Genomic DNA, 24,664 nt, shown 5'->3' with positions numbered 1-24,664 from the left:
CACCGGCAAGTTACCCGGCCCATCCTATCCGCCGCGCGCCCGATCCCGAATTGGCAAACAAAAACCGGCGCCCGCCCCGCGATGGGGGTGGCGCCGGAATCTGGCGGTAGCGGCGGGATTTGAACCCGCGGAGGTTTTACCCTCACTCGCTTTCGAGGCGAGTACCTTCGGCCGCTCGGACACGCTACCGCTAGCTACAGTAACGGTTGCGTCTCCGGTGAGCCAAATTAGCGCTCGTCAGCCTCGTGCTCTTCGCGCTTGTCCTCGACCTTGCCAGCAACCTCGTTGAACTTGTCCTTCACAGCGTCGCCAGCGTCGGACAGACCTTCCTTGATGTTGCCCGACAGGTTGTCGGCCTTGCCCTCGTTCTCGAGGGACTCGTTGCCGGTCAGGTTGCCAGCGGCTTCCTTTGCCTTGCCCTTGAGCTGGTCGCCCTTGCCTTCGAATGCCATGGTGTTCTCCTTTTTGTTCGAACTGGTACTAACCACACCGAGTGTAGGCCCAATCACACTTCGCGACTATAACGATTCTGTCACGGCCTCAAACGGCCGAAGAACTCGCTCATCAGCGCAGCGGTCTCCGCCTCAAGCACGCCCCCGCGCACCTCAACCTGGTGCAGGTGGTGCGGGTCGCGCAGCGCGTCCAGCACCGACCCCACCGCCCCGGTCTTCGGCTCGTACGCCCCGAACACCAACGATCGCACCCTCGCACCCAAGATCGCTCCCGCGCACATCGTGCACGGCTCCAGGGTTACCACCAGCTCGCAGCCGTCCAGCCGCCAGGAGCCCAGGGTCGCCGCGGCTTGCCGGATCGCTTCCACCTCAGCGTGGGCTGTCGGATCGCAGTTTGCTTCTCGACGATTCACCCCACGCCCTACCACCTCCCCACCGGGAGCGAACACAATCGCGCCCACCGGCACGTCCTCGGCCGGTGTGCCGCGTGCCAGCTCGATGGCATCGTGCATGCGCGTTTCGGCGGCGCGCCGCCCTGCGTCAGGCAGGGCCGCGTCGGGCAGGGCCGCGTCAGGCAGGGCCGCGCTACTCGAGGGTGTCCGCGAGTGCATCGGCGAAGCCGAGCTCGGTGGCGATGGTTTCGGCCAGCTCGTCGGGCGCGGGGTCGTCGTCAAGCAAAATGCTCAACCTTTCCTCCGAGAGACCGAGGTCTTCGAAGATGGCGAAGTCGCCCTCGGCCCAGCCGTCGACATCGTCGAGCTCGTCGGGGTCGATGTCGGGGACGTCCGCGCCGATTTCTTCGAGGATGTCGGCGGCGAAGTCGTCGTCAACCGCCATGGTGGCGTCGGAGATGAGCAGGCGGATGCGGCTCGGGCCCGGGCGGACGATGACCAGGTAGTCCTCCTCGACGTTGAGGATCGCGAACGCCGCGCCCTCGCTGCGCAACGCGCGCACTGCGGTGACGGAGGTGGCGAGGTCGGTGAAGTCGTCGTCGAACTCGCGCACCACCCACGCGCCGCCCGCTTGGGCGACCGTGACCGCGTATCCGTCCTGGAAGTCCTGGCTCATGGTCACACAGCGTAGTCCCAGCCGGGCGGTTGTGTGGTGGGGTTAGACTTTGGCGAATGAACCATCTGGGAAGCGAACTGGGAAGCGTCTGCATCATCGGCAACGGCCTGATCGGCGGTTCGCTCTTGCGCGACCTCGCCGCCCGTGGCGTGCGGGTCTTCGGCTCCACTCACTCTGAAGCCGCGGCAGCACGAGCGGTTGCGGAAGGGTTCGAGGTAAGCAGTTCGCTTATCGACGTCCTGTCGCGCGCCGAATCCGAACTCGCCCTGATCGTGGTGGCAGTGCCGTTTGATGCGGTGGCGTCGGTGTTGGACGCGATCGCAGAGCACTCGCCGTCGTGCGGGGTGACCGACGTGGTGTCGGTGAAGGCACCGGTTCTGGAACTGGTGGCGCAGCGCGGGATGCGCGAGCGGTACGTGGGCGGCCACCCGATGGCGGGCACCGCGGAATCCGGATGGGCCGCCACACAGACCGGACTCTTCCAAGGAGCGGCGTGGGTGGTTGCGTACGACTACGCACGCGAGTGTGCGGGCGCTGGTCCGAGCGCAGGTCAAGGCGCAGGGGGGCGCGTGCCCGACTCGTGGGTGCGGGTGTTCGGGCAGGTGTGCCGGATGGTGGCGCTGGTGGGCGCCGAGGCGGTGCCGGTGACCGCGCGCAAGCACGACGAGACGGTGGCGCGGATCTCGCACCTGCCGCACGTAATTGCCGAGGCGCTCGCGGTCACCGGCGACCGGGGCGGCCCGATGGCGCAGTCGCTGGCGGCCGGGTCCTTCGCAGGCGCAACCCGGGTCGCAGGTACGCGGCCGGCGCTAGTGGGCAATATGTGCGAGACTAACGCCACACCGCTCGTCGAGGTCCTCGACGAATACATCGCCTTGCTCAACGACGCCCGCGCTACCCTTGCAGGCAACCCGCCGTCCATGCAGGCGCTAGCGGAGGCAGGCCACACCGCGCATGAGCGGATGTCGGCACGCTCCGGGGCGCGTCGCGAATCGGTGTCGCCGGTGGCAGTGTCCTCGCGCCCGGTGATGCGGGTCCACCCCGGAGCCCCAGGGTGGGTGGCCCAGCTCGAGCAGATCGAGGCGCTGGGCGGGCGCGTCGAGGTCTTCTAGGGGTGGTTTAGAGGTGGTCTAGTTTTCGCGGCGGCGGCTGATCACCAGGTACGCCCCGCCGAGCAGCATTGCCAAGATTCCGAGCACGATGACGGTGGTCATCGGAGTGCCCGTGTTGGCCAAGTCGCCGCTGCGGCTGCGCTTCGCGCTCTGCTTGGAATCGCTGTCGTCGGAAGAGTCGTCGCTGTCGTAGTTGTACAGCGACCGGGTCGGAGCCGGAGCAGCCGTGGTGGACACGCTGGTGGTGCGGTTGACCATCCGCGTGTTGGAGTCCCTCGCACCCGTTGTGGAACCCGTCGTTGAGCCAGTCGTAGTGCCCGTGGTGGAAGCGGTGGCGGTCGCCGTACCTGATAGCGGCAGCGGTGTCGCGCTTGCCGAGCGGGTGGCGCTGGTACCCCCACGCTGACCGCGCAGCAACGCGCCGCCAATGGCGGCTGGACCCGCGAGCTCTTTCATCAGCCCCTCGACCTCTTTGACAACATCCATGACCTCGTCGGGCTTCGACTTCGTCGAGGAGGTAGCGGTGGACGAGCGCGACAGCGTGAGGGTCACGTCGTCCTCGTAGCGGTTGACCTGCTTATCGACGGTCTTGTAACCGCTCGGGGCATTGCGCACTGCGAGTCGCACGGTCTGGCCGGTGCCGGAATTGGCGGGTACGACCACCTTGACGTAGCCGCTTGCGTCGGTGCCGCCGTTGGCACGCACCTCTGGGCGCCCCGGGCTGTAGACCTCGGCGTACTGCACTGGGTCACCGCCGTCGGTGACTACGCGAACCAAGATGGTGCTGTCCCGGTGCTGCGGGCTGCCCTGCTGCGACCCGCCCTGCTGAGATCCGCCCTGCTGGGAGGTAGTGCCGAGCTGCACGGTGGCGCTTTGTGCATCAGTTGCCAGGTCAAACGGGGCCTGAACACCGTCCTTCGACGCGGTGAAAGTCAAAGTCTTGTCGGACGCGGATGCCGGCACCTCAACGATGGCTAGGCCTGCGCTATTCGAGGTGAAGGACTTGCCCGCCATCTCTCCGGCGCCTTCGATCGTCGCACCTGCGACACTGTGGCCTGCGTTGTCCTGCACCGCGACCGGGATGGAGCGGGTGCCGCTCGCGGTCGCTGAGGTGGTGGTGTCCTCGGTGCCGGCGTTCGTCTTCGAGTCGGAGTTCAGCGTGACGCGGATGCGCGACTCGTCGGCGTCGATGACGACGGGTTCGCCCTCGACCATCGCCAGCACATCGTCGCCGGGAATGGAGAGAGCTGCTTGGCCGTTACGGTCGGTCTTCGCCGAGGCGTCGGCGCCGACGATCTCGATGTCCGCGCCGGAGACAGCGTGGCCGCGTTCGTTCATGACGGTGAACTTCACGTCGCGGCTCTCGCCGGTCTGAGTCTCTGCACCCCCAGCGCCGGAAGCGTCGGCGGCACCGCCAGCATTAGCGGCGGCCTGCGCATCCTGGGCCGGCGCGGCGTTCGGGGAGACGGTCGGCTCGGTGGCGTCTTCAACCGTCGTCGGCAGAGACGAGGCCGCGTCTTGGGCGGCCGGAGCCGGGGTACCAGCATCCGTGTCAGACCCCACGTCCACCGCAGAAACCGAAGGCTGCGAGGCCGGGGATGCAGGGGACGCTGGGGTGATGAACTTGGTCACCGGGTGGTAGGGCGCACCCGTCGGCAAGTACGAGAGCTCCCGGAAGTTATCGACGACGGTGCCTCCGAAGTAGGACGCGCGGATGGTGTTGCCCTCGACCTCCAGCGAGCGGGCCTGGTCGTCGGCGAACACGAGCGTCGTTTCGTTCTTGGTGTACGCGTAGTTGAGCGTGCCGATCTCGTCGAGACGCAGGTTCGGCGCGACCTCAAGCTGGGTGATCTCGACTTTGCCGGTGGTCACATCCAGCGCCCACTTAAAGTAGTCGTTCTCCGGCGAGCGCGAGACCGCGTACAGGGTGTCGACCTCGCCCTTCTCGCCAACGGACGCCCAGGCCCCGGGCAGGCCGTTATCGCCGGTCAGGCCGCTTTCGCCGTTGCCGTCCCCAAGCTTGAGCTCGTGGGCCGCGACCTCGATATCTGCGGTGCGGGACACGGCGGTTGGGCTGAAGTCCTTCGACAGATCCAGCACGCGGAACTTCGCGCCGGAGAAAACTACGAGCTGGCCGCGAGAGGTGAAGGCCGCGGAGGCGATGTTGTCGGCTTGAACATCGTCGAGTTCCAGCAGACCAAGATCCGCAATGCGCTTGCCCTTCGGCTGGAAGCGCAGCAGGTGGCCAGCTTCCTTGCCATTGTCGCCGGTGGAGATGGCGTACATCCGCTCGTTCGCCGGGTTGAACGCCACCGCAGTGTAGGTCCAGCCTGCCGAGGAGTAGCGGGCGTTGGCGCTGCCGCTGCCCGGGGTCAGCTTCGGCGAGGCGTTGGGGGTTGCCGGGAACGTTGTCAAGGGGGCGTCGATAAGCGAAGCCTGTGCCTGCGCGCTGACGGGGACGATGCCGAAACTGCCTGCCACCGCCGCAACCAGCGACAAGCGGGCAATAGTGCGAATGTTCCTGTGTGGCATGGGTACCTCTCCGTCGGTTTTGGGCGCGCGCCACCTCCGCGCGGCCCCCAAGAGCCACAGATCAACTTAATGGCCGGGCCAGACGTTCTCAATCGGTGAACCGATTTTTCTCTCTCGCCTGAGCTGCCCCAGAATGCAGAAAAACCCCTGCTAATCAGGGGCTTTGCGTGGTGCGCCCGGAGGGATTCGAACCCCCAACCTTCTGATCCGTAGTCAGATGCTCTATCCGTTGAGCTACGGGCGCTTACAACGTGGGACAACATTACACCGGGACCCCGCACCTACCAAAATGGCAGGTCACGCCACTAAATGCGCGCTAGATGGGAGAGGTGCGCTAAATACCTAGCACGGTCTTCGCGATGAAGAAGTACACGACAAGTCCCGTCGCATCGCAGAACGTGGAGATGAACGGGTTGGAGAACACGGCCGGGTCTGCGCCGATGGCCTTCGCCAGAATCGGCATGAGGCCGCCGACGGTCGCGGACATCGTGCAAATGCACAGCAACGTCGCACCAATGATGATGCCGATCTCCTGGCTGAACACCACCCACGCCAGTGCGAAGCCGATCGTGCCCAGCACCGCTCCGAGAGTGAGGCCGACGCGGCACTCGCGCCACATGACTTTGGCGATGTCGCGCTTGCGGACGTCGCCAAGCGCCAGCGCACGCGTGACGGTGGTGGCAGCCTGGTTGCCCGTGTTACCGCCGGTGCCGGTCAGCAGCGGAATGAACAGCGATAGCACGGTCACCTCCGCGATCGTCGCCTCGAACACGTCGAGCACCTGCACGGTCAAGATCGCGGAGACGGCAAGCACCAGCAGCCACACCACGCGCGAGCGGAACAGCTCCACCACCGGCGTGGACAAGTACGGCTTGTTCAGCGCCTCGGATCCGCCCTGGCGCGCGTGGTCCTCGTTGTCGGCACCCTCGATCACGTCCTGTGCTTCGTCGTGAGTGAAAATGCCCACGAGGCGATGATCCGCATCCACCACGGGAATCGCGATGTGGTGGGTGGACAGGAACCACCGCGCAGTGCCTTCGGCGTCATCGGTCGCCTCCGCCCATGCGGGCTCGTGCATGATGTCGCCGATCGTGGCGCCCGAATTCGCCGCGAACAGATCCTTCAGCCCGGTGATGCCGATCAGCACACGATCCTCGTCCACTACAGGCAGCGTGTAAATCGTCTCCAGGTTTTCAGCTTCAGCTTTCAGCTTGTCGACGACCCCTTCAACGCCATCGGCCGGTTCCACAACCAGCACATCCGGCGACATGTGACGTCCGACGGTGCCGCGTTCGTAGCCCATGAGCGCGTTGGTGCTCTCGCGCTCCTCCTCGTCGAGGCCGGACATGACCTGGTCGGCGATCTCCGCCGGCAGGTTGTCCAGGAGCTGGACGCGGTCCTCGACGCCCAGCGCCGCAAAGAGATCCGTCACATCTTCGTGCGCGAGCGCCCCCACGATGTCGGCCTGGTGCCCAGGATCAAGCGCGTCGAAGGCGGCGGTGGCGCGCTGCGGAGCGAGTAGCCGAAGCAGCACCGCGCCGCGCTTCGACGGCTGACGCTCAATCAGCTCGATGACCTGGCGCAGCGACAGGTTTTCCAGCGCCTCCTGCATCACCGCGAGCTCGTCCGGCTCCAAGTCTTTGCGGGCCCCGAGAACCTTCTCCAGCTCGTAGATTGCCTCGTCTTCGTTGACGAGGGAAGGAGTCTGTGGCGTCGTCATGCTCCTCTTCCTTTCCGCTCTGTCAGGCCCGAGGATTCCGCTGCCCGCTCAAGGCAGAGTAGGCGGATTGCAAGATTCCTGCCAGCTGGAGACAAGGCCCGCCCAGAGCACACCCGAAGAACACCGAAACCCCTGCACATGCAGGGGTTTTTCTGTGCGCCCGGAGGGATTCGAACCCCCAACCTTCTGATCCGTAGTCAGATGCTCTATCCGTTGAGCTACGGGCGCGTGGCGGAGACGACAGGATTTGAACCTGCGGCCCTCCGCAAAGAGGGCAACTCCTTAGCAGGGAGCCCCATTCGGCCACTCTGGCACGTCTCCAGACCTTGGAACATTCTAGACCACACCCCCACCCCAACCAAATACACTCGGCATACACTTAAACCTCATGGACACCACGCCCTGCGACGCATTCACCACCGAGCTGCGCGAGACCCTCGCCGACCACCTCGGCCTGCCAACGGCGCAGGTAGCGGTGGGCAACAACACGTTGGCTCTGCTTGGGCGACTGGTTGGGTCCACGTGTGCGTCGTCAAGCAAAGTGCTCTATACCGAGCGGACCGATGCTCCCCCACCACCTGTACTGGGGCAAGCCTGCCCGCAACCGGTCCCCTTCAAACCGGACGGTTCGCACGACTTGGAGCAGATGCTTTCGCTTATCGACGACTCAACGTGCCTGATTTTCCTCTCCTCCCCCGCGGAGCTGGCGGGGGATTCTATGACCACGCGCGAGCTCACCGAGTTCATGCGCACGGTGCCCGAGCGGGTGACGGTGATGCTGGATGAGACGCACCTGGAGTACCCGGATGAGGGGGCCGGCGATGAGGCTGGCGATGAAGCTGAGGTGGTGAGCACGGATGCGATCGCCGCGCACCCGAACCTGGTGGTGCTGCGCAGCTTCAACAAGGCGTACGGGCTGGCGGACGTGCGCGTGGCGTACGCATTTGGCAGCGAAGCGCTGATCAGCAGTTTTGTTTAGACTTATGCACATGAAACTCAACACCTGGCTGACCTCTGGTTTCTCTGCACGCGGCGACCACTCCGACGCTGCGAACTGGCTTGTCTGGTTCCCGGCTCAAATTGACTCCCTGACCGCTGGGCCCTTGAAGGGCGATAGCGAATCGGTGCCGTTCTTCCTCACCCCGAAGACCTCCGCCGTGTCTGGCGGCGGCGCGGACATTGTGCTGCTCGGCGTGCCGCTGGGCGATTTGGACCGCGCACAAGGCAACTGGCGCTTTAACGATCGCTCCGGCGCCGGCACCGACGTGCGCTCAGTGGAGTCGCTGGACGAGGTCGCCGGGTTGATGGGCACGGATTTCGCGCACCGCACGGACGGCACTGCCGTGGTGCAGCTGCGCGGCCAGTTCCCGATTGAGCAGATCCAAGTGGTCGCCGGCCAGCACCGCGCGGCGACGAAGCGCGCGATTGAGGTGCTGCGCGGTGTGGAAAGCGATTTCGACGGCGAGCGCCAGTTCCACACCATGCCGGAGTTGTTCCCGGACGAAGCGTAATTGGCGGAGACGGGGGGATTTGAACCCCCGGAGGTGTGACCCTCGCCGGTTTTCAAGACCGGTGCATTCGGCCGCTCTGCCACGTCTCCAGCGGTGAGAAAGCTTACCGTATGGCCCTTTGCATCCCGCTATCCTGGGTGGGCATGAAGGCTATCCAGATCACCGACGAATCCGATCCCCGCTCCCTTGAGCTGCGTGACGTGCCCACCCCTGAGCTGCAAGACGGCGAGGTACTGGTGAAGATAGTCGCCGCCGGTGTCAACCGCGCCGACCTGATGCAGGCGGCCGGGAAGTACCCGGCGCCGAAGGGCGAATCCGACATCATCGGCCTCGAGTGCGCCGGCGTGATCGAAGACCCGGGCACCACCGGCCGCGAGCAGGGCGAAGAGGTCGGCTGCTTGCTCGCCGGCGGCGGTTACGCCGAATACGTCGCGGTGCCGGAGGGCCAGCTCATGCCCAAGCCGGATAACCTCTCGCTCGAGGAGCTCGCCGGTGTCGTCGAGGTTGCCTGCACCGTGTGGTCCAACCTCGGCATGCTCGCCGGCGTCCACGAACCGCACGTCGACGGCAGCCCGAAAAAGGTGCTCATCCACGGCGGCTCCGGCGGCATCGGCTCGTTTGCCATCCAGCTGTGCAAGCAACTCGGCTGTGAGGTGGCCACCACCGCCGGCTCCGCCGAGAAGCTGGAGTACTGCACCAACCTCGGCGCGGACATCGCGATCAACTACAAAGAACAGGACTTCGCCGAGGAGCTCAAGGGCTGGGCGGACGTCATCCTCGACGTCATCGGCGGCCCCTACCTCGAACCCAACGTGAAGGCGCTCGCCGTTGACGGGCAGATCGTGGTCATCGCACTGCAGGGCGGCCCGAAGGGCGAGATCTCGCTCGGGCGCATGATGCCGCGCCGCCAATCGCTGCACGCCACCACGCTGCGCGCCCGCCCCCGCCCGATGAAAGCCGACATCGTCCGCTCCACCATCGAGCACGTCTGGCCGCTCGTCGAATCTGGTGCCATCAAACCTAATATCAGCGCCGCTTTCCCCCTCACCGAGGCCGCAAAAGCACACGACAAAATGGACTCCGGCGACAACACCGGCAAAATCGTCCTGACTGTGTAGCCCGCTGTAGCCCGTTGCGCAGCCGTCAGGCAAGCGACGCCACGGTGCGCGTGAGCTGCACGATGTCGGCTTGCGTGTTGAACGGGCTCAGGCCGAGGGTCACCGCTCCACCCATCTCTTCCACACCCATTTCGCGGAGCAGTTTGCTTATCGACGTCTCAGTAGCGATCATCCCGTTCGCCACCAAACGCTGATGCACGGTGGCCGAGGGAACCCCGGTCACCCCGAACGTCATCCGCGGGATGCGGTCGGCGTTGCTGTGCTCGGCAGCCTCCCCGGAGTAGCCGACGATGTGGACCATGGGCAGCGTGCCCAAGAAGGTGTAGACGTCTTCACGCAAGTGCTCCATGTAACGCGACGCCTCACCCATCGAGTCGACAAGGCGGCTGCGGCGCGAGCGGCGGCCGTTCTGCTGCTCCACCAGCGATGCGTAGTGCTCCACCGTTGCAGACACGCCACCGGCCAACCCCGGAGAGATAGGCATGGTGAGCACGTTCTCCTCAAGGCGGTAGAGCATTGCTTCATCCCGGAACACCAGGGCTGCAACTTGCGGGCCGCCGAGTTTAGCCACGTCGATGGCGACGATATCGGCTTCCCAGTCGTCGAAAGTAAGGAGGCGATACGGGGCGTACGCCGAAGCGTCGACAAGCAACCAAGCTCTCGAGCGTTCGCGTATCCGCTCGCCGATCTCGCGGACCGGAACCACCGTGCCCAGCTGCGCGTGGGCGGCGGGAACCGCAACCAGGCGCGTCGAGCCGTCGACAAGCAAATCGAACTGCCACGCCGGCAGCTCCCCGGTGGCGAGGTCGGCCAGCGCCCAGCGCACCTCGGCATCGGCGCGCTCGAGGATGCCGTTGAGCTGGGTGTTGTGAACGTTCGTGAGCACAACCGAGGAGTTATAGCGGTACAGCGGGCGCATCGCCGCTGTAAGCGCCAAGTAGAGCGCGGGTAGGCTCGGGCCGAGCAGCACCCGCTCCGGGGTCACTCCCGCGAGGTCTGCGACGGCCGCGCGTGCATCCGCAACGAACGCGTCGCCCTCCGGCCGGCCAACTCGGTCGCGCGTGTGGATACCGCGGCTCAGCTCGGGCGCGGAGACACCGCACGCCATCCGGAACGAACGCGCCACCGCCGACGCCACCCGCTCCGGAACCTGCGGGGTGTCGTGGGCGTTCAGGTACGTCCAACCATCCGAAAGAGAGGTGTAGAGGCCGCGGACACCCGCAACATCGTAGGCCACGAAAACCTCCCAGACCTTTTCCGAATTTCTTGCCGAATTCTTATTATGCACGCTGCGTTTCCAACGTGCATACCTCCTGCTCCTTAGTACTCCCTTCGCCGCTTCGCGGAATCCAGTGGACGCGAATCCTTAAATCGCGTTGAGGGGGCGCTAGGGTGAATCACGTGCACGACGTAGAACAACTGCGGGCGGACGTCGCCCGCATGACCAGCGAGCCTGGGGAGGTCACCCCGCCGTCACCGTCGAAAACCATGCGCATGGCGTGGCGCGACTTGGTGCGCGGCTGGGGGCAGCACGAACTCTGGCTGCAGCTGGGCTGGCAAGACATCAAGCAGCGCTACCGCCGCTCCACGCTCGGTCCACTGTGGATCACCATCGCAACCGGCGTGATGTCGCTGGCCCTAGGGCTGCTCTACTCCATGCTGTTCCAAATCGACGTCGCGGTGTTCCTGCCGCACGTCACCGTCGGTTTCATCGTCTGGGGCTTCATCTCCGGTTGCATTAAAGACGGCTCCACCGTGTTCATTGAGAACGAGGGCCTGATCAAGCAGCTGCCCTCGGCGCTGTCCGTCCACGTCTACCGGCTGGTGTGGCGCCAGCTGCTGTTTTTAGCCCACAACATGATCATTTGGGCGCTGCTCGTCCTGATTTTCCGCATCCACCTTGGCTGGAACGCGCTGTGGGCGCTGCCTGGCCTGTTCCTGCTGGTACTCAACGGGGTGTGGGTGACCATGTTGTTCGGCATCATCGCCACCCGCTTCCGCGATGTCGCGCCCCTGCTCGAAGCGCTCGTGCAGTTGCTGTTCTACGTCACCCCGATCGTATGGACCACCCAGACCCTCAAAGCGCAGGGCGGCGAGGTCGAGCAGCGCGCGATGCTGGCGGAGATTAACCCGCTGTACCATTACCTGGAAATCGTGCGCGCACCCCTGATCGGGCATGAGGTCGCCGCATACCACTGGTGGATAGTGCTGGCGTGCACAGCAGTCGGCTTGGTGGTCACACTCTTCGCAATGAAGCAGATGCGCTTCCGAGTCCCCTACTGGGTTTAAAGACGGGAGCTTCGAAAGGTTCTCATGGTTTCCATCGACACCTACAACGCGTGCGTCGACTTCCCCATTTTCGACGCCAAATCGCGCTCGCTGAAAAAGGCCATGATGGCTTCCGCCGGCGGCAAGATTGGCAAGAACGCCTCCAACACCGTGGTCGTCGAGGCGCTTCGCGACATCAACCTCCACCTGCGCGAGGGCGACCGCGTCGGCCTCGTCGGCCACAACGGCGCCGGCAAGTCCACCCTGCTGCGGCTGCTCTCCGGCATCTACGAACCCACGCGCGGCTCCGCCGTCGTCCGCGGCCGCGTAGCGCCGGTCTTCGACCTCGGCGTGGGCATGGATCCGGAGATCTCCGGCTACGAAAACATCATCATCCGCGGGCTTTTCCTCGGCCAGACCCGCAAACAAATGAAAGCCAAAATGGACGAGATCGCCGAATTCTCCGAGCTCGGCGACTACCTCTCCATGCCCCTTCGCACCTACTCCACCGGCATGCGCGTCCGCTTAGCCCTCGGGGTTGTCACCTCGATCGAGCCAGAAATTTTGCTTCTCGACGAAGGCATCGGCGCGGTAGACGCCGCCTTCATGTCCAAGGCCCGGGTGCGGTTGGCGGAGATGGTGGAAAGATCCGGCATCTTGGTCTTTGCGTCGCACTCCAACGACTTCTTGGCGCAGCTCTGCAACACGGCCTTGTGGGTGGACAAGGGAGAAATCCGGCAGGCTGGCTTGGTCTCTGACGTGGTCGCCGCCTACGAAGGCCCCGAGGCCGGCGAGTACGTCGCCGACCTGGTCGAGCGCTTCCACGGCCCCGATGCCGTCGATCGCTAACCCCCGCCTCGCCCTCCTCCCCGCTCAACCCCCGTCCCTCGCCGCCCGACTCCGTCCCTCGCCGCCCGACCCCGTCTCACCCTGTAGGAACTTACTGAGACGGGCCTCTGTTGCCGCGTTTCCCCAGGTCGGATCTCGCGCGATTTAAATTCTTACAGAATTTCATCGAGCAGCCCGGCCACCGTCGTAGGCAGCGTGCCCAAGGTCCCCGATGCGAACCTCAGCATCGTCCACCTCAATGTTGCAGCGTCGAGATTGATCTTGGCGTCCTTCTGCCGGCGTTCAAAGTCCCAGTGCTGTGCGCCGTCGTACATCAAGCCGACCTTTGGTTCCATGAAAGCGAGGTCAAGGCGGGTTACCGGCTCACCGTCTTTCCGAATCACCACCTGCTCCTTCAAGGTCAGGCAATACCGATCGGCTAGCTGCTGCGCGAGGAGGCGCATTTCGGTTTCTTTCGGAGAGTCAGCGTTCTTCGAAGATGCCGCGACCACCTCACTCACCCACCGGGAATTCAGCTTTTGACGACTTGCTCGGACGATCTCTTCAGTTTCTACATCGAGGAAGCGCCGCGCGGCGTCCACGAGCTGCACTGCTCTTACGAACGCAGGGTCTCTTCCCTCTACAGGGATCGTTGACCAGCTCGCCTCCCCTTGGCGGATGGCTTTCAGCGCCTGCACCACCGCGATCGCTGGCGCCGCTACTGTGATCGGTTTGCCGTGGCAATGCACGTTCCAGACTTCATCACGCTTCAAATGGCCGCGTACCAGGGTGGGGGTCGTGGCCGTGGCCAGTTGTTTCCGGTCAACGCGGGGCCCTTCCAAGACCGTGTCGCAGGCGTCGACGAGGAAAGGCAGTCCGTAGAGCGCAAGCGCCCCAAACCCGGTCACGGTGAAATCCGGGTGCGTCAGGCCGTAAGCCGCAGCCCGGTACGCCGCGGGAATCTCGTACGCAATCCCGCGCGGGTGGTGGCGGGCGGCGGCACGTGCGATGGCGCGCTCAGTCGCAAAGCGATGCGGAATGGAGTAGCCGCCAGCCACCTCCACCAGGCCGCTGAAACCGTCGCCAGGAGCAGCGCCAGGAACAGCACCAGGAACAGCGCCACTCGCCCGGATTAAGAGGTCTCCGGGCACCACGTGCATGCCGTCGAAAAGCTTGCCCACACTGGGTTAGACCTCGGTTTTCCTGCTTCGGTTCCCCGCGCCGACGCGCACTCCGCCCAGCCAGCTCGGCCTGACCAAGGCATAATCGTCGACATGACAAAGACCTTAAAATCCTCAGGAACTACGGCCGCAGTGATTGTCACCCATAAGCGCGTGGAACTTCTGCGCCACTCGTTGGAGCAAGTTGTGAACCAGACCCACCCGGTGGATTGGGTGATTGTGGTGGATAACGGCGCGGAGTCGGAGGTTGAGCAGCTGCTCAGCGACCTCGCAAAGGACCGCGGCGTCTACCTACCCAGCCACACGAACCTGGGCGGCGCGGGCGGTTTCGCCTACGGCTTCCTCCACGCACTCGCACTCGGCGCGGACGCCATCTGGTGCGCCGACGACGACGGCCGCCCGGAGAGCCACGAGACCCTCGCGGAGCTCTACCGCGTCGCTGAGGAGCGCAACCTCCACGAGGTCAGCCCGATTGTCGCGGCCATTGACGACCCGAACCGCCTCGCGTTCCCAATCCGACAGGGCTTGACCTGGATGCGCAACACCGACGAGCTGGAGGGCGAGTTCCTGCCCGGCTACGCGTCCTTGTTCAACGGCGCTCTCATCTCCGCCGAGGCCATGGAGCGCATTGGCGTGCCGGATTACCGCCTCTTCATCCGCGGCGACGAGGTGGAGTACCACCGCCGCCTTTCCAACTCGGGCCTGGATTACGGCACCGCGCTCACCGCGTTCTACCTGCACCCAGACGGTTCCAGCGAGTTCCAGCCGATCATGGGCGGCCGCGCGCACGCGCAGTTCCCGGATAATGAGACGAAGCGCTACTTCGCGTACCGCAACCGCGGCTTCATCATCAACCAGCGCGGCATGCGCACGATGAAGTTCCAGGAAGTTGTGCGTTTCGCGTGGTTCTTCCTCCTTCAGCGCCGCGACCCAGCCGCTTTCAAGAATTGGTTGAAGTTACTGCGGATGGGGGCACGGGAGGACTTCCGTCGCCCATAGGGGCTTTTTGCTTGACGACGGGCTCTTGCGACTCAATTATTTTCGTCTCTTCCCTAAAGATCACCCGGCGCTGCAGCACGAAGTTGGTGACTGTGGCGACGCCTTGGGCGATGATGAAGCTGATCAGGTCCGTAAAGAACTTGTTCAGCCCCAGCGCGCGCAGCGGCAACGCTGAATAGCGGTACAGCAGGATCTGCACCGCGAAGGTGGTGGCGTACAGGACGAACACCCCGCCAGCCTTCTTGGCGCTGACTTCGGCGTGAAAAGCGAACCGTGAGTTCAGCACATAGGCCACGATGGTGCCCACCACCCAGCCGATGGCCTTTGCCATCTCGCGAGACAGTGACGTGAGCTCATCGACGGGGTAGGTGATGCCGAAGTCAAGGACGGCGCAGCCCACGCCGATGATGACGAACGGGATCAGCTGCTTTTTCACACCGGAAGCACTCACGCGGGCTGAGTCTACAGCGTCTACCCCCGAATCAGATCACGGTAGACGTCTAGTCGCTCCGGCAACGAGAGGTTCGCGGTGAGCGCATCGAGATCCGCGAGCGATGCCGCGCACAGCTGCCTGACCTCGGCGGCGGAGAGATCCGCAGCGCGCAGCGCCTGCATAATGGATTCGGTGATCGAGTCTGTGCTTGCCGCATCCCCGCAGCATGCGGCGGCAAGCACCGATGCCCAGAACGCGTCTCGGGCGCGCGGATCCGCCTCCACGGGCAGTCGCGCCAAGCGCGCGCGGGCCACGACCGGCATCTCCCCCGGCGACACGGCGCGCTCCACGCCGAGCGCGTGGATCAGCGGCAAGAAGTCGTGGGTGCTCGCGCGCTCCAGTACGTCGCGGACGTCGTCGCGCACCAGCGAGGCGAGATCTTTGACCCGTTCCGCGCCCAGCAGTTGCGCGTTCACGCGTCCGATGTCGAAGCGGGCATCGCCGAACGACCCGGAGCCCGCGACGCACACGGCAGGTGGGGTCGATTCGTCGCGCGGGTAGACGTCGGCAAGCTGCATGCCGAACTGCCACAACCCCCACGTAAAGGCTGTGGCCTCCCCCGGCGCGTCCAGCACGTCTCGCAGTTCGCAGGCCCCATCGGCCTCCGCCCGCACCGCATCGGTGCCGTCTTCAGTGGCGCGCAGCTCATCGATCCCGAACACCGTCTCCACGACGGTGCAGCACTCCCGGATCGTGGTGCGCTCATCGATGCCTACCCAGCGGTACACCGTGTCGTCGGACACCAGCACGATGCGCACGATGAGCGTGTCGCCCACATCGGCCGCAGCGGCACTGCCATTGCGGCGGCGCGTCCGCTCGGCGGCGAGGTTGATCACCGGCGCAAGCGATGCGGATCTGTAGATCGTGCTGGACATGGCGCCCAATATAGCTACGGTCGCAGCTGCTTTGCCGCCAGGTAAGCTCCGCCCGCAGCAAGGCCAATCAGAGCATCAGGCTTTGCGACGCCCCGCCCAGCCAGCCAACCGGCAATCCCCGACTGAGCTTTCGCGGCCACAGTCAAAGCGGCAATCGTGCCTGCTCCCAGCCCGGCGAGCACGCCCCAGGACAACGCCACAGATTCGTCTTCGCCTTGTTCCGCGTCCACCCGGGAAGTGAGGTCGTTTCGGGGATCTTCGTCGAACGCATTGAACAGCCCGACCGTCGTCAAGTTCAAAATGCTCAACCCAACGCGAGCCGGAACTGAACGAGTGGCGAAGAATGCTGCGATGAACCCTGCCTGGATGACTCGGCCGCCGAGCGTGTTGTCCAGTGCGTTGTAGTCGATCTGGGTTTCGTCGACTGCTTCCTGGATGGTTGCATTGGTGGTCATGGGTGCCGATGGTAGCGCTACAGTTACGCCCATGGCACAACCCTTGAACCACTTCATGCAACAACTGATGGCACAAGAGCTGCCGGTGCTGGATTCAACGAGCCGCGCGCGGGTGATGCAGCTGCTGCGCGAGCACACGGAGGCGGGGCGGCCGCAGATTACTTCCCAAGAGGAGTTGCCTGCGGAAATCCGCGAGATCCTCGAACTCTAAGCGTTAATTAAGATCACACCTATTGTGCCCGGTATTCGGGTTTTTGGTCGGTAGGCTTGGGTGCCATGGAACTGCACACCGAACAAAAGTCCCTCTACGGGTGGGGTCGCACTGCTCCGTCCACCGCCCACGTGCTGGCCACCCCGGACGTTGATGTGATCCGCGCGGCCGTCGCTCAAGTCGCGGACGAGAATTCCTCCCTCCCCGAATCCCAGCGCCGCGGCGTGATCGCGCGCGGCATGGGCCGCTCCTACGGTGACCCGGCGCAAAACGGCGGCGGCCTGGTCATTGACATGCAGCCGCTGAACCAGATCCACTCCATCGACCCGGACAGCGGCATCGTGGACGTGGACGCGGGCGTGACCCTGGATCAGTTGATGAAGGCGGCGCTGCCGTACGGCCTGTGGGTTCCGGTGCTGCCCGGTACCCGCCAGGTGACCATCGGTGGCGCGATCGGCCCGGACATCCACGGCAAAAACCACCACTCCGCCGGCTCCTTCGGCGACCACGTTGTTTCCATGGAACTGCTGGTCGCCGACGGCCGCGTGCTGCACCTCGAGCCAGAGGGCTCCGCGGACGACCCGGACGGCACCTTGTTCTGGGCCACCGTCGGCGGCATGGGCCTGACCGGCATCATCCTGCGCGCGCGGATCGCGATGACCAAGACCGAGACCGCGTACTTCATCTCGGACACCGAACGGACCGGCACCCTGGATGAGACCATCGCGGCACACTCGGACGGCTCGGAGGTGAACTACACCTATTCTTCTGCATGGTTCGACGCGATCTCCGCACCGCCGAAGACGGGCCGCTCCACCATTTCCCGCGGCTCGCTGGCTACCTTGGCGCAGCTCGAGGAGTACGCGCCGCGCCTGGCCAAGGACCCGCTAAAGTTCAACGCTCCGCAGCTGATGACGGTGCCGGACGTGTTCCCGTCCTGGACCATGAACAAGCTCACGCTGCGCATGATCGGCGAGGCCTACTACCTCATGGGCGGCCCCGCGAAGAACCAGATCAAGAACCTCACGCAGTTCTATCAACCGCTGGATCTCATCGGCGAGTGGAACCGCGGTTACGGCGATGCCGGCTTCCTGCAGTACCAGTTTGTGGTGCCCACCGACGCTGTCGAGCCGTTCAAGGACATCATCTACCAGATCCAGTCCTCCGGGCACTACACCGCGCTCAACGTGTTCAAGCTGTTCGGCGAGGGTAACCGCGCGCCGTTGTCCTACCCGATGAAGGGCTGGAACGTCTGTGTCGACTTCCCGATCCGCGACGGGCTCAACGAATTCCTCGACCGCTTGGACGACCAAGTCATGGAGTTCGGCGGCCGCCTTTACCTGGCCAAGGAATCGCGTACCTCCGCCGAGAAGTTCCACGCGATGTACCCGGGCATGGCTGGCTGGCTGGAGACCCGCCGCGCCATCGACCCGACCGGTGTGTTCGCTTCTGACCTGTCGCGCAGGTTGGAACTCAACTAGGAAACTGCGGATCAGGAAGCAGAAAGGGACCAAATAAATGCTCAACGCAGTAGGACAGGCACAACACATCGCGCTGATCGGCGGCACTTCCGAGATCGGCCTCGCCATCGTGGAGGAGCTGGTGCACCGCGGCGGTGCACCGACCGTGACGCTTTGCGCGCGCGAGGACTCCCCGCGTCTTCAGGGCGCGATTGACGCCGTCACCGCGGCAGGCGCCGGCAAGGTGCGCGTCATCGACTTCGACGCGCTCGACACCGCCGCGCACCAAGGCGTTATCGACGCCGCCTTCGAGGACGGCGACATCGACGTGGCCGTGGTGGCCTTCGGCACCCTCGGCGACCAGGAAGCGCTCTGGCAGGACCAGGCGCTCGCCGTCGAGTCCGCGCAGACGAACTACACCGCATACGTCTCCGTCGGCGTGCTGCTCGGCCAGGCCATGAAGCGCCAGGGCCACGGCACCATCATCGCCATGAGCTCCGTCGCGGGCCAGAAGGTGCGCCGCTCCAACTTTGTCTACGGCTCGGCCAAGGCAGGTATGGACGGCTTCTACCTCCAGCTCGGCGAGGCATTGCGTAACGACGGCGTGCGGGTCACCGTTGTCCGCCCCGGCCAGGTTCGCACCAAGATGACCGCAGGTCTGGACGAAGCCCCGCTGACCGTGAACAAGGAAGACGTAGCGGAGGCTGCCGTGGAGGCTGCGCTGAAGGGCGACCGGTACGTGTTCGTGCACAAGCTCTTCGGCCCAATCTCCCTGGTGCTGCAGCACATCCCGGCACCGATCATGCGCAAGCTGAGCTTCTAGTCGCTCATTGCTCGCTAGTCGTTCAACCGGCCCGTTTGCGCCAGCACCCGCTGGCGGAGCGGGCCGGTTGCGTACACGGCAGCCACCGAGACGATCAAGGCGATGGCGACCAGGGCCACGAACTGGATCAGGCTCGTCATGGTGTTCGGCTGCTCGACGGACATCACTGTGCCCATCAGGCCGCCCTGGATCAATCCGATGAAGGACACAATGGCCATTGGGATCCCGATCTCCCGCACAGCGACTGCGGTGTGGAACGATGCTGGCGCACCAATGAAGTACAGCGACCTCGTCAGGTATTTTTGCTCGACGACGGCGAGCGCCTGGCCAAGCAGGGTGGAGACGCACAGCAGCACAATGCCGAAGGTGACAGTGATTGCGACACCCGTCGGAATGTCGGCGGTGTACATATCGACTGCCACCGATTCGAATTCGGTTTCAACAAGTGACAGCCTGGACGCGAAACCCGCGGTGAAGGCAAGGAAGAACAAAGCAGCGACGCGGCGCCACGTGGTCTTCGCATCGCGTCCGACCCTGCGGGTGGCCACGTAGTTCTTCGACCCCGGCACCCTATAACTCAGGCGCGCAACGAGTTGGATCAGCCCGACGGCAAACACTGCGTTAGCCAGCATGAACGCGGCACCGAACACCAGCACTCCGAGATACACCCCAGTGTCGGCGGACGGCGACAACCCGAACCGGCTCAACATCTTGAGCAGCGCCCAAGTGATCACGAAGGACAGGACGAACGTCACCAGGTTTTGTCCCTTGGGCGGTACTCGTTTGCTGACACCGAGCGGGGTGATCGAAACGCGCCGAAGAGCAAGCCACACCGACGCCGCAGCCAACGCCAGCACCACCAGCCAGACGACAGGGATCAGCCACCAGGTCAACATCTCCCAACGTCCGATTTGCTCCCCTTGGAACGCAATGAGCGACCACACCGGCACCGTCACCGCGTAGAGCACGGTGCCTAGGACGAGGCCTATGGCGGCTTGACGCAAGGCGTCGACAATCATCATGCCCCGTACTTGGCCCGCGGTTGCGCCGAGCAGGCGCAGGGTTGCCAGGTGCGTTTCGCGCCCGGAAAGGTTGGCCCGCGCAGCTTGGGTGAGCAGGTTGAGCAGGGTGGGGATTAACAGTAGCGACGCGAACAGCGCGAGAAAGATGTACGGAATGCCCTGCGGTCCGTGCAGTTCTTCGCTGGCGGCCTGCAACACCTCCCCGGGATTGCGGTGTCGGCCCACAAACATCCAGGTACCGCCGGCCAGAGTGAGCAACATCCAGGTCGACACGGTGAACGCGGCCAGGGAGAGCACACGCACCCAACGTTCACCGCTGGTGCGCTGATCGCGTCCCTCGCGGCTGCTCGACATCGCGGCGCGGGCGAGCGTCATCGGGGTCAGGGAGTGTGACTGCGATTGCGTGGTTGACGGCGTCATCGGCGCATCCCCTCCCGGAACGTCTCGTCGTGGATCAACCCGTCGCGGATCTCAATGCGGCGGTTGCACCAGGCGGCGATCTTCGGGTCGTGGGTGACCAACACCAAGGTCACGCCGAATTTCTCGGCTACCGCAGTGATCTGTTGCATCACCTCGTGCCCGGTGGCCTGATCGAGCGCGGCGGTTGGCTCGTCAGCGAACACCACCGATGGCGGCCCGATCAGAGCACGCGCGATGGCAACGCGTTGGGCCTGGCCGCCGGACAGCTGGCCCGGGAAGCGCTCGGTGTACGCGCCGAGCCCGAGGCGGGTGAGCATCTCCGTCGCCTCGGCGTGTGCCTCCTTCTGCGCCACTCCGCGCATGATTGCCGGCAGCGCCACATTCTCCTTGGCGGTGAGCTCCGGAAGGAGCTGTCCATCTTGGAAGATGAAGCTGAAGTGATTGAGCCTGAGGGTGGACCGCGCGGCGTCGTCAAGCGAAGAAATGCTTTGACCCTCGAAGACAACCTCACCGGTGTCGGGGGTGAGTACCCCGGACATGCAGTGGAGCAACGTGGACTTGCCGGAGCCGGAAGGGCCCATGATGGCGAGCGATTCGCCGCGGCCGACTTCGAGGCTGATGCCTTCGAGCACCCGTTGCTGGGTGAAGGACTTGGTGATGTCGTTGAGTACAAGCATGGTGTTCATTCCAATCGGGCGCAGCGGCGAAAGCCATGGTGCGAGCGCCCAAATCAGGGTAGTGCCAGCACTACCCCGCTATTGTGCATGCATATGAGATGGCCCAGAGCACGGCGTGCCCCGGCCGGGACCGGGGTTGAAACTGGGGTTGACCACGAGGCAGCGGCCGCGGCAGCGATCCACCAGATCACGGCCTCGCGGCGGCGCATCGCGGAGGCGTACGAGGTGGAGCGGTTGCGCATCGAGCGCGACCTGCACGACGGCGCGCAGCAGTATTTCGTGGCCGCCGCGATGAAGGTGGGCGAGGCACAGCTCACGGCGAGCGGGGTGACCGCCCAACTCCTCGACGATGCCGCGAACAACCTGCGCAGCGGACTCGAGGCGCTGCGGCGCACAGTGCGCGGGATCCACCCACAGGAACTCACCGACCGCGGGCTGGTCGCCGCCGTGGAATCCGCCGCGGCCCACTATGGCCCGCATGCCACGGTGCGCGCCCCGCACCCGCTGCCGCAGATTGACGCCCCGGTGCTTGCGGCAGGCTACTTCTTCGCCGCCGAGGCGCTGACCAACGCCGCGAAGTACGCGCCCGGCGCGCCAGTAAACGTGCTGATTACCTGCGACAGCACGCTCAACATCGCCGTGGCAGACCAGGGTGACGGCGGCGCGCAATTCGTACCCGGCCGCGGTCTGGAGGGGATGCGCGACCGCATCGCGGCGTTCGGCGGCGATGTCGAGCTGCGCTCTCCCAGCGGCGGACCGACCACCGTCACCGCCCGCATCCCCCTCCTGCTCTACCGAGGCGAAAGCGGGATCGCACCATGAAAATCGTGATCGCGGACGACTCCGCACTGCTGCGCGAGGGTGTCGCCGGACTCCTCACCCGCCGCGGGCACGACATCGTCGGCCAAGCCGCCGATGCCGAGGAGCTTTGCTCGCTTGTCGACGGCTGCGTGCCCGACCTTGTCATCACCGACGTGCGCATGCCCCCGCAGATGCGTGACGACGGCCTCGTCGCAGCCCTGTCGCTGCGGCAGCGCCACGGCGCGGTGAATGTGATGGTGCTATCCCAGTACGTCGCCCCAGCGTACGCCCGCGAGTTGTTCAGCGGGGAGCACGCGACCGGAGGCGGCACCGGTTACCTGCTTAAAGACCGGGTTGCCGAAGTGAAAGACTTTGTCGCTGGTTGCGAGACCGTTGCAGCTGGAGGTGTGGTGATCGACCCGCAGGTGGCAAGCGAGCTCATGGCCGCCAGCTCCCGCTGGTTGACCACCCTCACCCCGCGGGAGCGCGAAGTCTTAGAACTCATGGCTGAGGGACTCTCCAATGCGCAGATCGCGCAGCGGCTGTTCCTTTCCGGCGCGGCGGTGGCGAAACACGTCTCCAACATCTTCACCAAGCTCGGGCTGACCCCGGATGAGGAGAATCGTCGAGTGCGTGCAATCCTGATGTACCTCGCGGAGCGCGGTATCGGCTAAACCAGAAGCCTCTTATGCCACACTTAGACGCATGACAACCGTTGCCCCCCGCGAGTTACGCGTAACCTCCTACACCCCAGATGAGATCTCGGGTGGTGCAACGTGGGCGCGCATCATCTCCTACGGATTGATCGGCGGCGTACTCGCGTTCGTGGCGTGGTTCCTGCTGCACACCACCACCCTGCCGGCGTTCAACACGTCGATGGTGACGCGGGCACTGTCGGTCTCTCTGTCGCTGCTGATCATCGCCCTGGCGCTGATCGCGGCGTGGCTGTGGATCTCTGCGCGCCGCCGGAACTGGTTCGTCGAGGCGGTGTTGTCGCTCGCCCCGGCGGGCATCGTGGTGTCGTCGCTGGGTATCCCGCTATCCGCCACCAAGCTGTGGCTCGACGGCATCCAGGTGGACCAGGGTTTTCGCACCCAGTTCCTGACGCGGATGACGGAGTCCATCTCCTACGCGGACATGAACTACGTCGACCTTCCCACCTTCTACCCCATGGGGTGGTTCTTCCTGGGCGGTCGAATGGCCAACCTGCTCGGCATGCCGGGCTGGGAGGTGTACCAGCCGTGGGCGCTGACCTCGCTTGCCGCCGGCGCTGCGATGCTCACTCCGGTCTGGCGCCGCCTTACCGGCTCGCTTCCGACGGCCGCGGCGATCGCCATGGTCACCACCGCGGTGGTACTCACTGAGGTGCCGGATGAGCCCTACGCCGCGCTTGTGGCCATGTTCGTGCCGGCCGCGACGATCGGCGCTCAGCGCGCGCTGTCCGGCTCCTGGTTCGCCACCATCGCACTCGCACTGTTCCTGGGCGTCTCCGCGACGTTCTACACACTGTTCACCGCCATCACCGCGCTGACCGTGGTGGTGCTGGCCGTGATCCTCTTCCTCAACGACCGCGGGTTCACCCCCATCAAACACCTGCTGATCATCGGGTTCTCTTCCTTGGCCATCGCGCTCGTGGCGTGGGGGCCCTACCTCTATAACTTGCTCTTCGGCGACTTCCAGGCGCGCTCCACGGCCAACCACTTCCTGCCGCCGGAAGGCACGTACTTCCCGCTGCCGTTCTTCAGCATCTCTATCATCGGGCTGCTTTCGCTCATCGGATTGATATGGCTGGTCATCCGCATGAATGAGCCGGAGATCGCAGCGCTGAGCCTGGCTATCCTCGTCTGCTACCTCTGGGCCATGGCATCGATGGCGGTGACACTCGTCGGCACCTCGCTGTTGGGTTTCCGCGTGGAGGTGTTGCTCATCCTCATCTTCGCCACCGCAGGTGTGCTGGGCATCGCAGAGATTATGCTGGTGGGCTTCGATTTCTTATACCCGGACCGGTTCAGCGACGAGGCCAACCGCGGCTTTGTCGCCGCAGTGGTGATCCTGATTGCCGCAGGTTCCCTGTTCTACGTTCAGCAGATCCCGGAGGAGAACGAATCCCACATCGACCAGGCGTACGCGGACACCGACGGTTACGGCGAGCGCGCCGACAAATTCCCGCCGGACGCCGCGCGCTACTACGGCGACATTGTGGAGTACCTCAAGACCAACGGTCGCAACCCTGGCGAGGCTGTGATCTACACAGACGAGATCAACTTCATGGCCTACAACTCCTACTACGGCTTCAACGCGTTCACCAGCCACTACGCCAACCCGCTGGGCGAGTTCGACATGCGCAACGAGGACCTGGCCGCGTGGGCGGAGCTTTCCAACACCAACCCGCGCGAAGTCACCGCTGCGATCGACGCGTCCGCGTGGCGCCGGCCGGAAGCGTTCATCTTCCGCGGCGACCTAGCGGCCGGTACGCCGCTGAAGACCCACATCGCCCACGACATCTACCCGAGCCAGCCGAACGTGCGCTACGAGGGCCTGTTCTTCAACCCCGCCGCATTCCCCGCCGGCGAGTGGAGCCAGGCACAGATCGGCCCGTTCGTCGTAGTAGTCCGCAACTAGATTTGCCCCCGGAAGT

The 24,664-nt window shown here is 64.7% G+C and carries 25 protein-coding genes and 5 tRNA genes; 13 read left to right on the top strand and 17 right to left on the bottom strand.

The window, feature by feature from the left end; translation table 11 throughout:
* Positions 1 to 101 precede the first annotated feature (101 nt).
* The 4 genes from CGLAU_RS00560 to CGLAU_RS00545 all read right to left on the bottom strand — a co-directional run bounded on the left by CGLAU_RS00560 (position 102) and on the right by CGLAU_RS00545 (position 1,520).
* A tRNA-Ser gene (locus tag CGLAU_RS00560) sits at positions 102 to 189 on the bottom strand.
* A gap of 38 nt (positions 190 to 227) precedes the next feature.
* A complete protein-coding gene (locus CGLAU_RS00555; RefSeq protein WP_095659010.1) occupies positions 228 to 452 on the bottom strand; it encodes a CsbD family protein in 225 nt (74 codons plus the stop codon).
* 80 nt (positions 453 to 532) lie between these two features.
* On the bottom strand, positions 533 to 964 hold the full coding sequence (locus CGLAU_RS00550; protein ID WP_095659009.1) for a nucleoside deaminase: 432 nt from the start codon (positions 962 to 964) through the stop codon (positions 533 to 535).
* Positions 965 to 1,037: 73 nt separating this feature from the next.
* Complete coding sequence (locus tag CGLAU_RS00545; RefSeq protein WP_095660953.1) at positions 1,038 to 1,520, bottom strand: tRNA adenosine deaminase-associated protein; 483 nt, start codon at positions 1,518 to 1,520, stop codon at positions 1,038 to 1,040.
* A 56-nt stretch (positions 1,521 to 1,576) separates the two neighbouring features.
* Between CGLAU_RS00545 and CGLAU_RS00540 the strand changes: the two genes are divergently transcribed.
* Positions 1,577 to 2,632 carry a prephenate dehydrogenase gene (locus CGLAU_RS00540; RefSeq protein ID WP_095659008.1) on the top strand — a complete coding sequence of 352 codons (1,056 nt, stop codon included), beginning with the start codon at positions 1,577 to 1,579 and terminating at the stop codon, positions 2,630 to 2,632.
* 18 nt (positions 2,633 to 2,650) lie between these two features.
* On the opposite strand, the gene CGLAU_RS00535 is transcribed toward CGLAU_RS00540, so the two are convergent.
* From CGLAU_RS00535 to CGLAU_RS00515, 5 genes are all read right to left on the bottom strand, one after another.
* Complete coding sequence (locus CGLAU_RS00535; RefSeq protein WP_095659007.1) at positions 2,651 to 5,164, bottom strand: LPXTG cell wall anchor domain-containing protein; 2,514 nt, start codon at positions 5,162 to 5,164, stop codon at positions 2,651 to 2,653.
* Positions 5,165 to 5,332: 168 nt separating this feature from the next.
* Positions 5,333 to 5,408: transfer RNA gene (locus tag CGLAU_RS00530), tRNA-Arg, on the bottom strand.
* 90 nt (positions 5,409 to 5,498) lie between these two features.
* Positions 5,499 to 6,884 (bottom strand): magnesium transporter, encoded by a 1,386-nt coding sequence (gene mgtE / locus CGLAU_RS00525; RefSeq protein ID WP_095659006.1) that lies wholly within the window; start codon positions 6,882 to 6,884, stop codon positions 5,499 to 5,501.
* A gap of 155 nt (positions 6,885 to 7,039) precedes the next feature.
* A tRNA-Arg gene (locus tag CGLAU_RS00520) sits at positions 7,040 to 7,112 on the bottom strand.
* A gap of 1 nt (position 7,113) precedes the next feature.
* Positions 7,114 to 7,205: transfer RNA gene (locus CGLAU_RS00515), tRNA-Ser, on the bottom strand.
* A gap of 67 nt (positions 7,206 to 7,272) precedes the next feature.
* Here CGLAU_RS00515 and CGLAU_RS00510 point away from each other — a divergent pair.
* Positions 7,273 to 7,863 (top strand): aminotransferase class I/II-fold pyridoxal phosphate-dependent enzyme, encoded by a 591-nt coding sequence (locus tag CGLAU_RS00510; protein WP_095659005.1) that lies wholly within the window; start codon positions 7,273 to 7,275, stop codon positions 7,861 to 7,863.
* Positions 7,864 to 7,873: 10 nt separating this feature from the next.
* Positions 7,874 to 8,395, top strand: a complete 522-nt coding sequence (locus CGLAU_RS00505) for a hypothetical protein (RefSeq protein WP_157731219.1) — start codon at positions 7,874 to 7,876, stop codon at positions 8,393 to 8,395.
* A 1-nt stretch (position 8,396) separates the two neighbouring features.
* Here CGLAU_RS00505 and CGLAU_RS00500 read toward each other — a convergent pair.
* Positions 8,397 to 8,484: transfer RNA gene (locus CGLAU_RS00500), tRNA-Ser, on the bottom strand.
* Between the two features lie 54 nt (positions 8,485 to 8,538).
* On the opposite strand from CGLAU_RS00500, the gene CGLAU_RS00495 reads away from it, so the two are divergent.
* Positions 8,539 to 9,513 carry an NAD(P)H-quinone oxidoreductase gene (locus CGLAU_RS00495; RefSeq protein ID WP_095660952.1) on the top strand — a complete coding sequence of 325 codons (975 nt, stop codon included), beginning with the start codon at positions 8,539 to 8,541 and terminating at the stop codon, positions 9,511 to 9,513.
* 25 nt (positions 9,514 to 9,538) lie between these two features.
* On the opposite strand, the gene CGLAU_RS00490 is transcribed toward CGLAU_RS00495, so the two are convergent.
* Entirely contained in the window at positions 9,539 to 10,750 is a 1,212-nt protein-coding gene (locus CGLAU_RS00490) for an aminotransferase class V-fold PLP-dependent enzyme (protein ID WP_095659003.1), read from the bottom strand.
* A 203-nt stretch (positions 10,751 to 10,953) separates the two neighbouring features.
* Between CGLAU_RS00490 and wzm the strand changes: the two genes are divergently transcribed.
* Positions 10,954 to 11,802, top strand: coding sequence for a galactan export ABC transporter permease subunit Wzm/RfbD (gene wzm, locus CGLAU_RS00485; RefSeq protein ID WP_095660951.1), 849 nt, complete (start codon positions 10,954 to 10,956; stop codon positions 11,800 to 11,802).
* A 24-nt stretch (positions 11,803 to 11,826) separates the two neighbouring features.
* Positions 11,827 to 12,630, top strand: coding sequence for a galactan export ABC transporter ATP-binding subunit Wzt/RfbE (wzt, locus tag CGLAU_RS00480; protein WP_095659002.1), 804 nt, complete (start codon positions 11,827 to 11,829; stop codon positions 12,628 to 12,630).
* 152 nt (positions 12,631 to 12,782) lie between these two features.
* On the opposite strand, the gene CGLAU_RS00475 is transcribed toward wzt, so the two are convergent.
* Positions 12,783 to 13,790 (bottom strand): hypothetical protein, encoded by a 1,008-nt coding sequence (locus tag CGLAU_RS00475; protein ID WP_157731218.1) that lies wholly within the window; start codon positions 13,788 to 13,790, stop codon positions 12,783 to 12,785.
* A 93-nt stretch (positions 13,791 to 13,883) separates the two neighbouring features.
* Between CGLAU_RS00475 and glfT1 the strand changes: the two genes are divergently transcribed.
* A complete protein-coding gene (gene glfT1 / locus CGLAU_RS00470) occupies positions 13,884 to 14,789 on the top strand; it encodes a galactofuranosyltransferase GlfT1 (protein WP_198304959.1) in 906 nt (301 codons plus the stop codon).
* On the opposite strand, the gene CGLAU_RS00465 is transcribed toward glfT1, so the two are convergent.
* Genes CGLAU_RS00465 through CGLAU_RS00455 form a run of 3 tightly spaced genes read right to left on the bottom strand, consistent with a single transcriptional unit; the run spans position 14,731 to position 16,612 of the window.
* Positions 14,731 to 15,240, bottom strand: coding sequence for a GtrA family protein (locus CGLAU_RS00465; RefSeq protein WP_198304958.1), 510 nt, complete (start codon positions 15,238 to 15,240; stop codon positions 14,731 to 14,733). The genes glfT1 and CGLAU_RS00465 overlap by 59 nt on opposite strands.
* A 20-nt stretch (positions 15,241 to 15,260) precedes the next feature.
* The gene (locus CGLAU_RS00460; RefSeq protein WP_095659000.1) at positions 15,261 to 16,157 is read right to left on the bottom strand and encodes a hypothetical protein; all 897 of its coding nucleotides are present in this window, start codon (positions 16,155 to 16,157) and stop codon (positions 15,261 to 15,263) included.
* Positions 16,158 to 16,171: 14 nt separating this feature from the next.
* Positions 16,172 to 16,612, bottom strand: a complete 441-nt coding sequence (locus CGLAU_RS00455) for a hypothetical protein (RefSeq protein WP_095660948.1) — start codon at positions 16,610 to 16,612, stop codon at positions 16,172 to 16,174.
* A 31-nt stretch (positions 16,613 to 16,643) separates the two neighbouring features.
* Between CGLAU_RS00455 and CGLAU_RS00450 the strand changes: the two genes are divergently transcribed.
* From CGLAU_RS00450 to CGLAU_RS00440, 3 genes are all read left to right on the top strand, one after another.
* Positions 16,644 to 16,823, top strand: coding sequence for a hypothetical protein (locus CGLAU_RS00450; RefSeq protein WP_332461816.1), 180 nt, complete (start codon positions 16,644 to 16,646; stop codon positions 16,821 to 16,823).
* Between the two features lie 65 nt (positions 16,824 to 16,888).
* Positions 16,889 to 18,304 (top strand): FAD-binding oxidoreductase, encoded by a 1,416-nt coding sequence (locus CGLAU_RS00445; protein ID WP_095658998.1) that lies wholly within the window; start codon positions 16,889 to 16,891, stop codon positions 18,302 to 18,304.
* 37 nt (positions 18,305 to 18,341) lie between these two features.
* Positions 18,342 to 19,106: a decaprenylphospho-beta-D-erythro-pentofuranosid-2-ulose 2-reductase gene (locus CGLAU_RS00440; RefSeq protein ID WP_095658997.1), complete on the top strand. Its 765-nt coding sequence runs from the start codon at positions 18,342 to 18,344 to the stop codon at positions 19,104 to 19,106.
* Between the two features lie 14 nt (positions 19,107 to 19,120).
* On the opposite strand, the gene CGLAU_RS00435 is transcribed toward CGLAU_RS00440, so the two are convergent.
* Together CGLAU_RS00435 and CGLAU_RS00430 are read right to left on the bottom strand one after the other, a co-directional pair.
* On the bottom strand, positions 19,121 to 20,548 hold the full coding sequence (locus CGLAU_RS00435) for an FtsX-like permease family protein (protein WP_095658996.1): 1,428 nt from the start codon (positions 20,546 to 20,548) through the stop codon (positions 19,121 to 19,123).
* Positions 20,545 to 21,234 carry an ABC transporter ATP-binding protein gene (locus tag CGLAU_RS00430; protein ID WP_095658995.1) on the bottom strand — a complete coding sequence of 230 codons (690 nt, stop codon included), beginning with the start codon at positions 21,232 to 21,234 and terminating at the stop codon, positions 20,545 to 20,547. Before CGLAU_RS00430 ends, CGLAU_RS00435 begins: the two co-directional genes overlap by 4 nt.
* A gap of 84 nt (positions 21,235 to 21,318) precedes the next feature.
* On the opposite strand from CGLAU_RS00430, the gene CGLAU_RS00425 reads away from it, so the two are divergent.
* From CGLAU_RS00425 to CGLAU_RS00415, 3 genes are read left to right on the top strand one after another with little or no spacing between them, the layout of a single operon-like run.
* The gene (locus CGLAU_RS00425; RefSeq protein WP_095658994.1) at positions 21,319 to 22,047 is read left to right on the top strand and encodes a sensor histidine kinase; all 729 of its coding nucleotides are present in this window, start codon (positions 21,319 to 21,321) and stop codon (positions 22,045 to 22,047) included.
* On the top strand, positions 22,044 to 22,700 hold the full coding sequence (locus CGLAU_RS00420) for a response regulator transcription factor (RefSeq protein WP_095658993.1): 657 nt from the start codon (positions 22,044 to 22,046) through the stop codon (positions 22,698 to 22,700). The genes CGLAU_RS00425 and CGLAU_RS00420 overlap by 4 nt, the downstream gene beginning before the upstream one ends.
* A 31-nt stretch (positions 22,701 to 22,731) precedes the next feature.
* On the top strand, positions 22,732 to 24,648 hold the full coding sequence (locus tag CGLAU_RS00415; RefSeq protein WP_095658992.1) for a galactan 5-O-arabinofuranosyltransferase: 1,917 nt from the start codon (positions 22,732 to 22,734) through the stop codon (positions 24,646 to 24,648).
* Positions 24,649 to 24,664 lie beyond the last annotated feature (16 nt).

It is taken from the genome of Corynebacterium glaucum, assembly GCF_002287505.1.
Classification (GTDB): Bacteria; Actinomycetota; Actinomycetes; order Mycobacteriales; family Mycobacteriaceae; genus Corynebacterium; species Corynebacterium glaucum.
The sequence above is the reverse complement of the archived record's forward strand: the minus strand, read 5'-3'. Positions and strand labels throughout refer to the sequence as shown.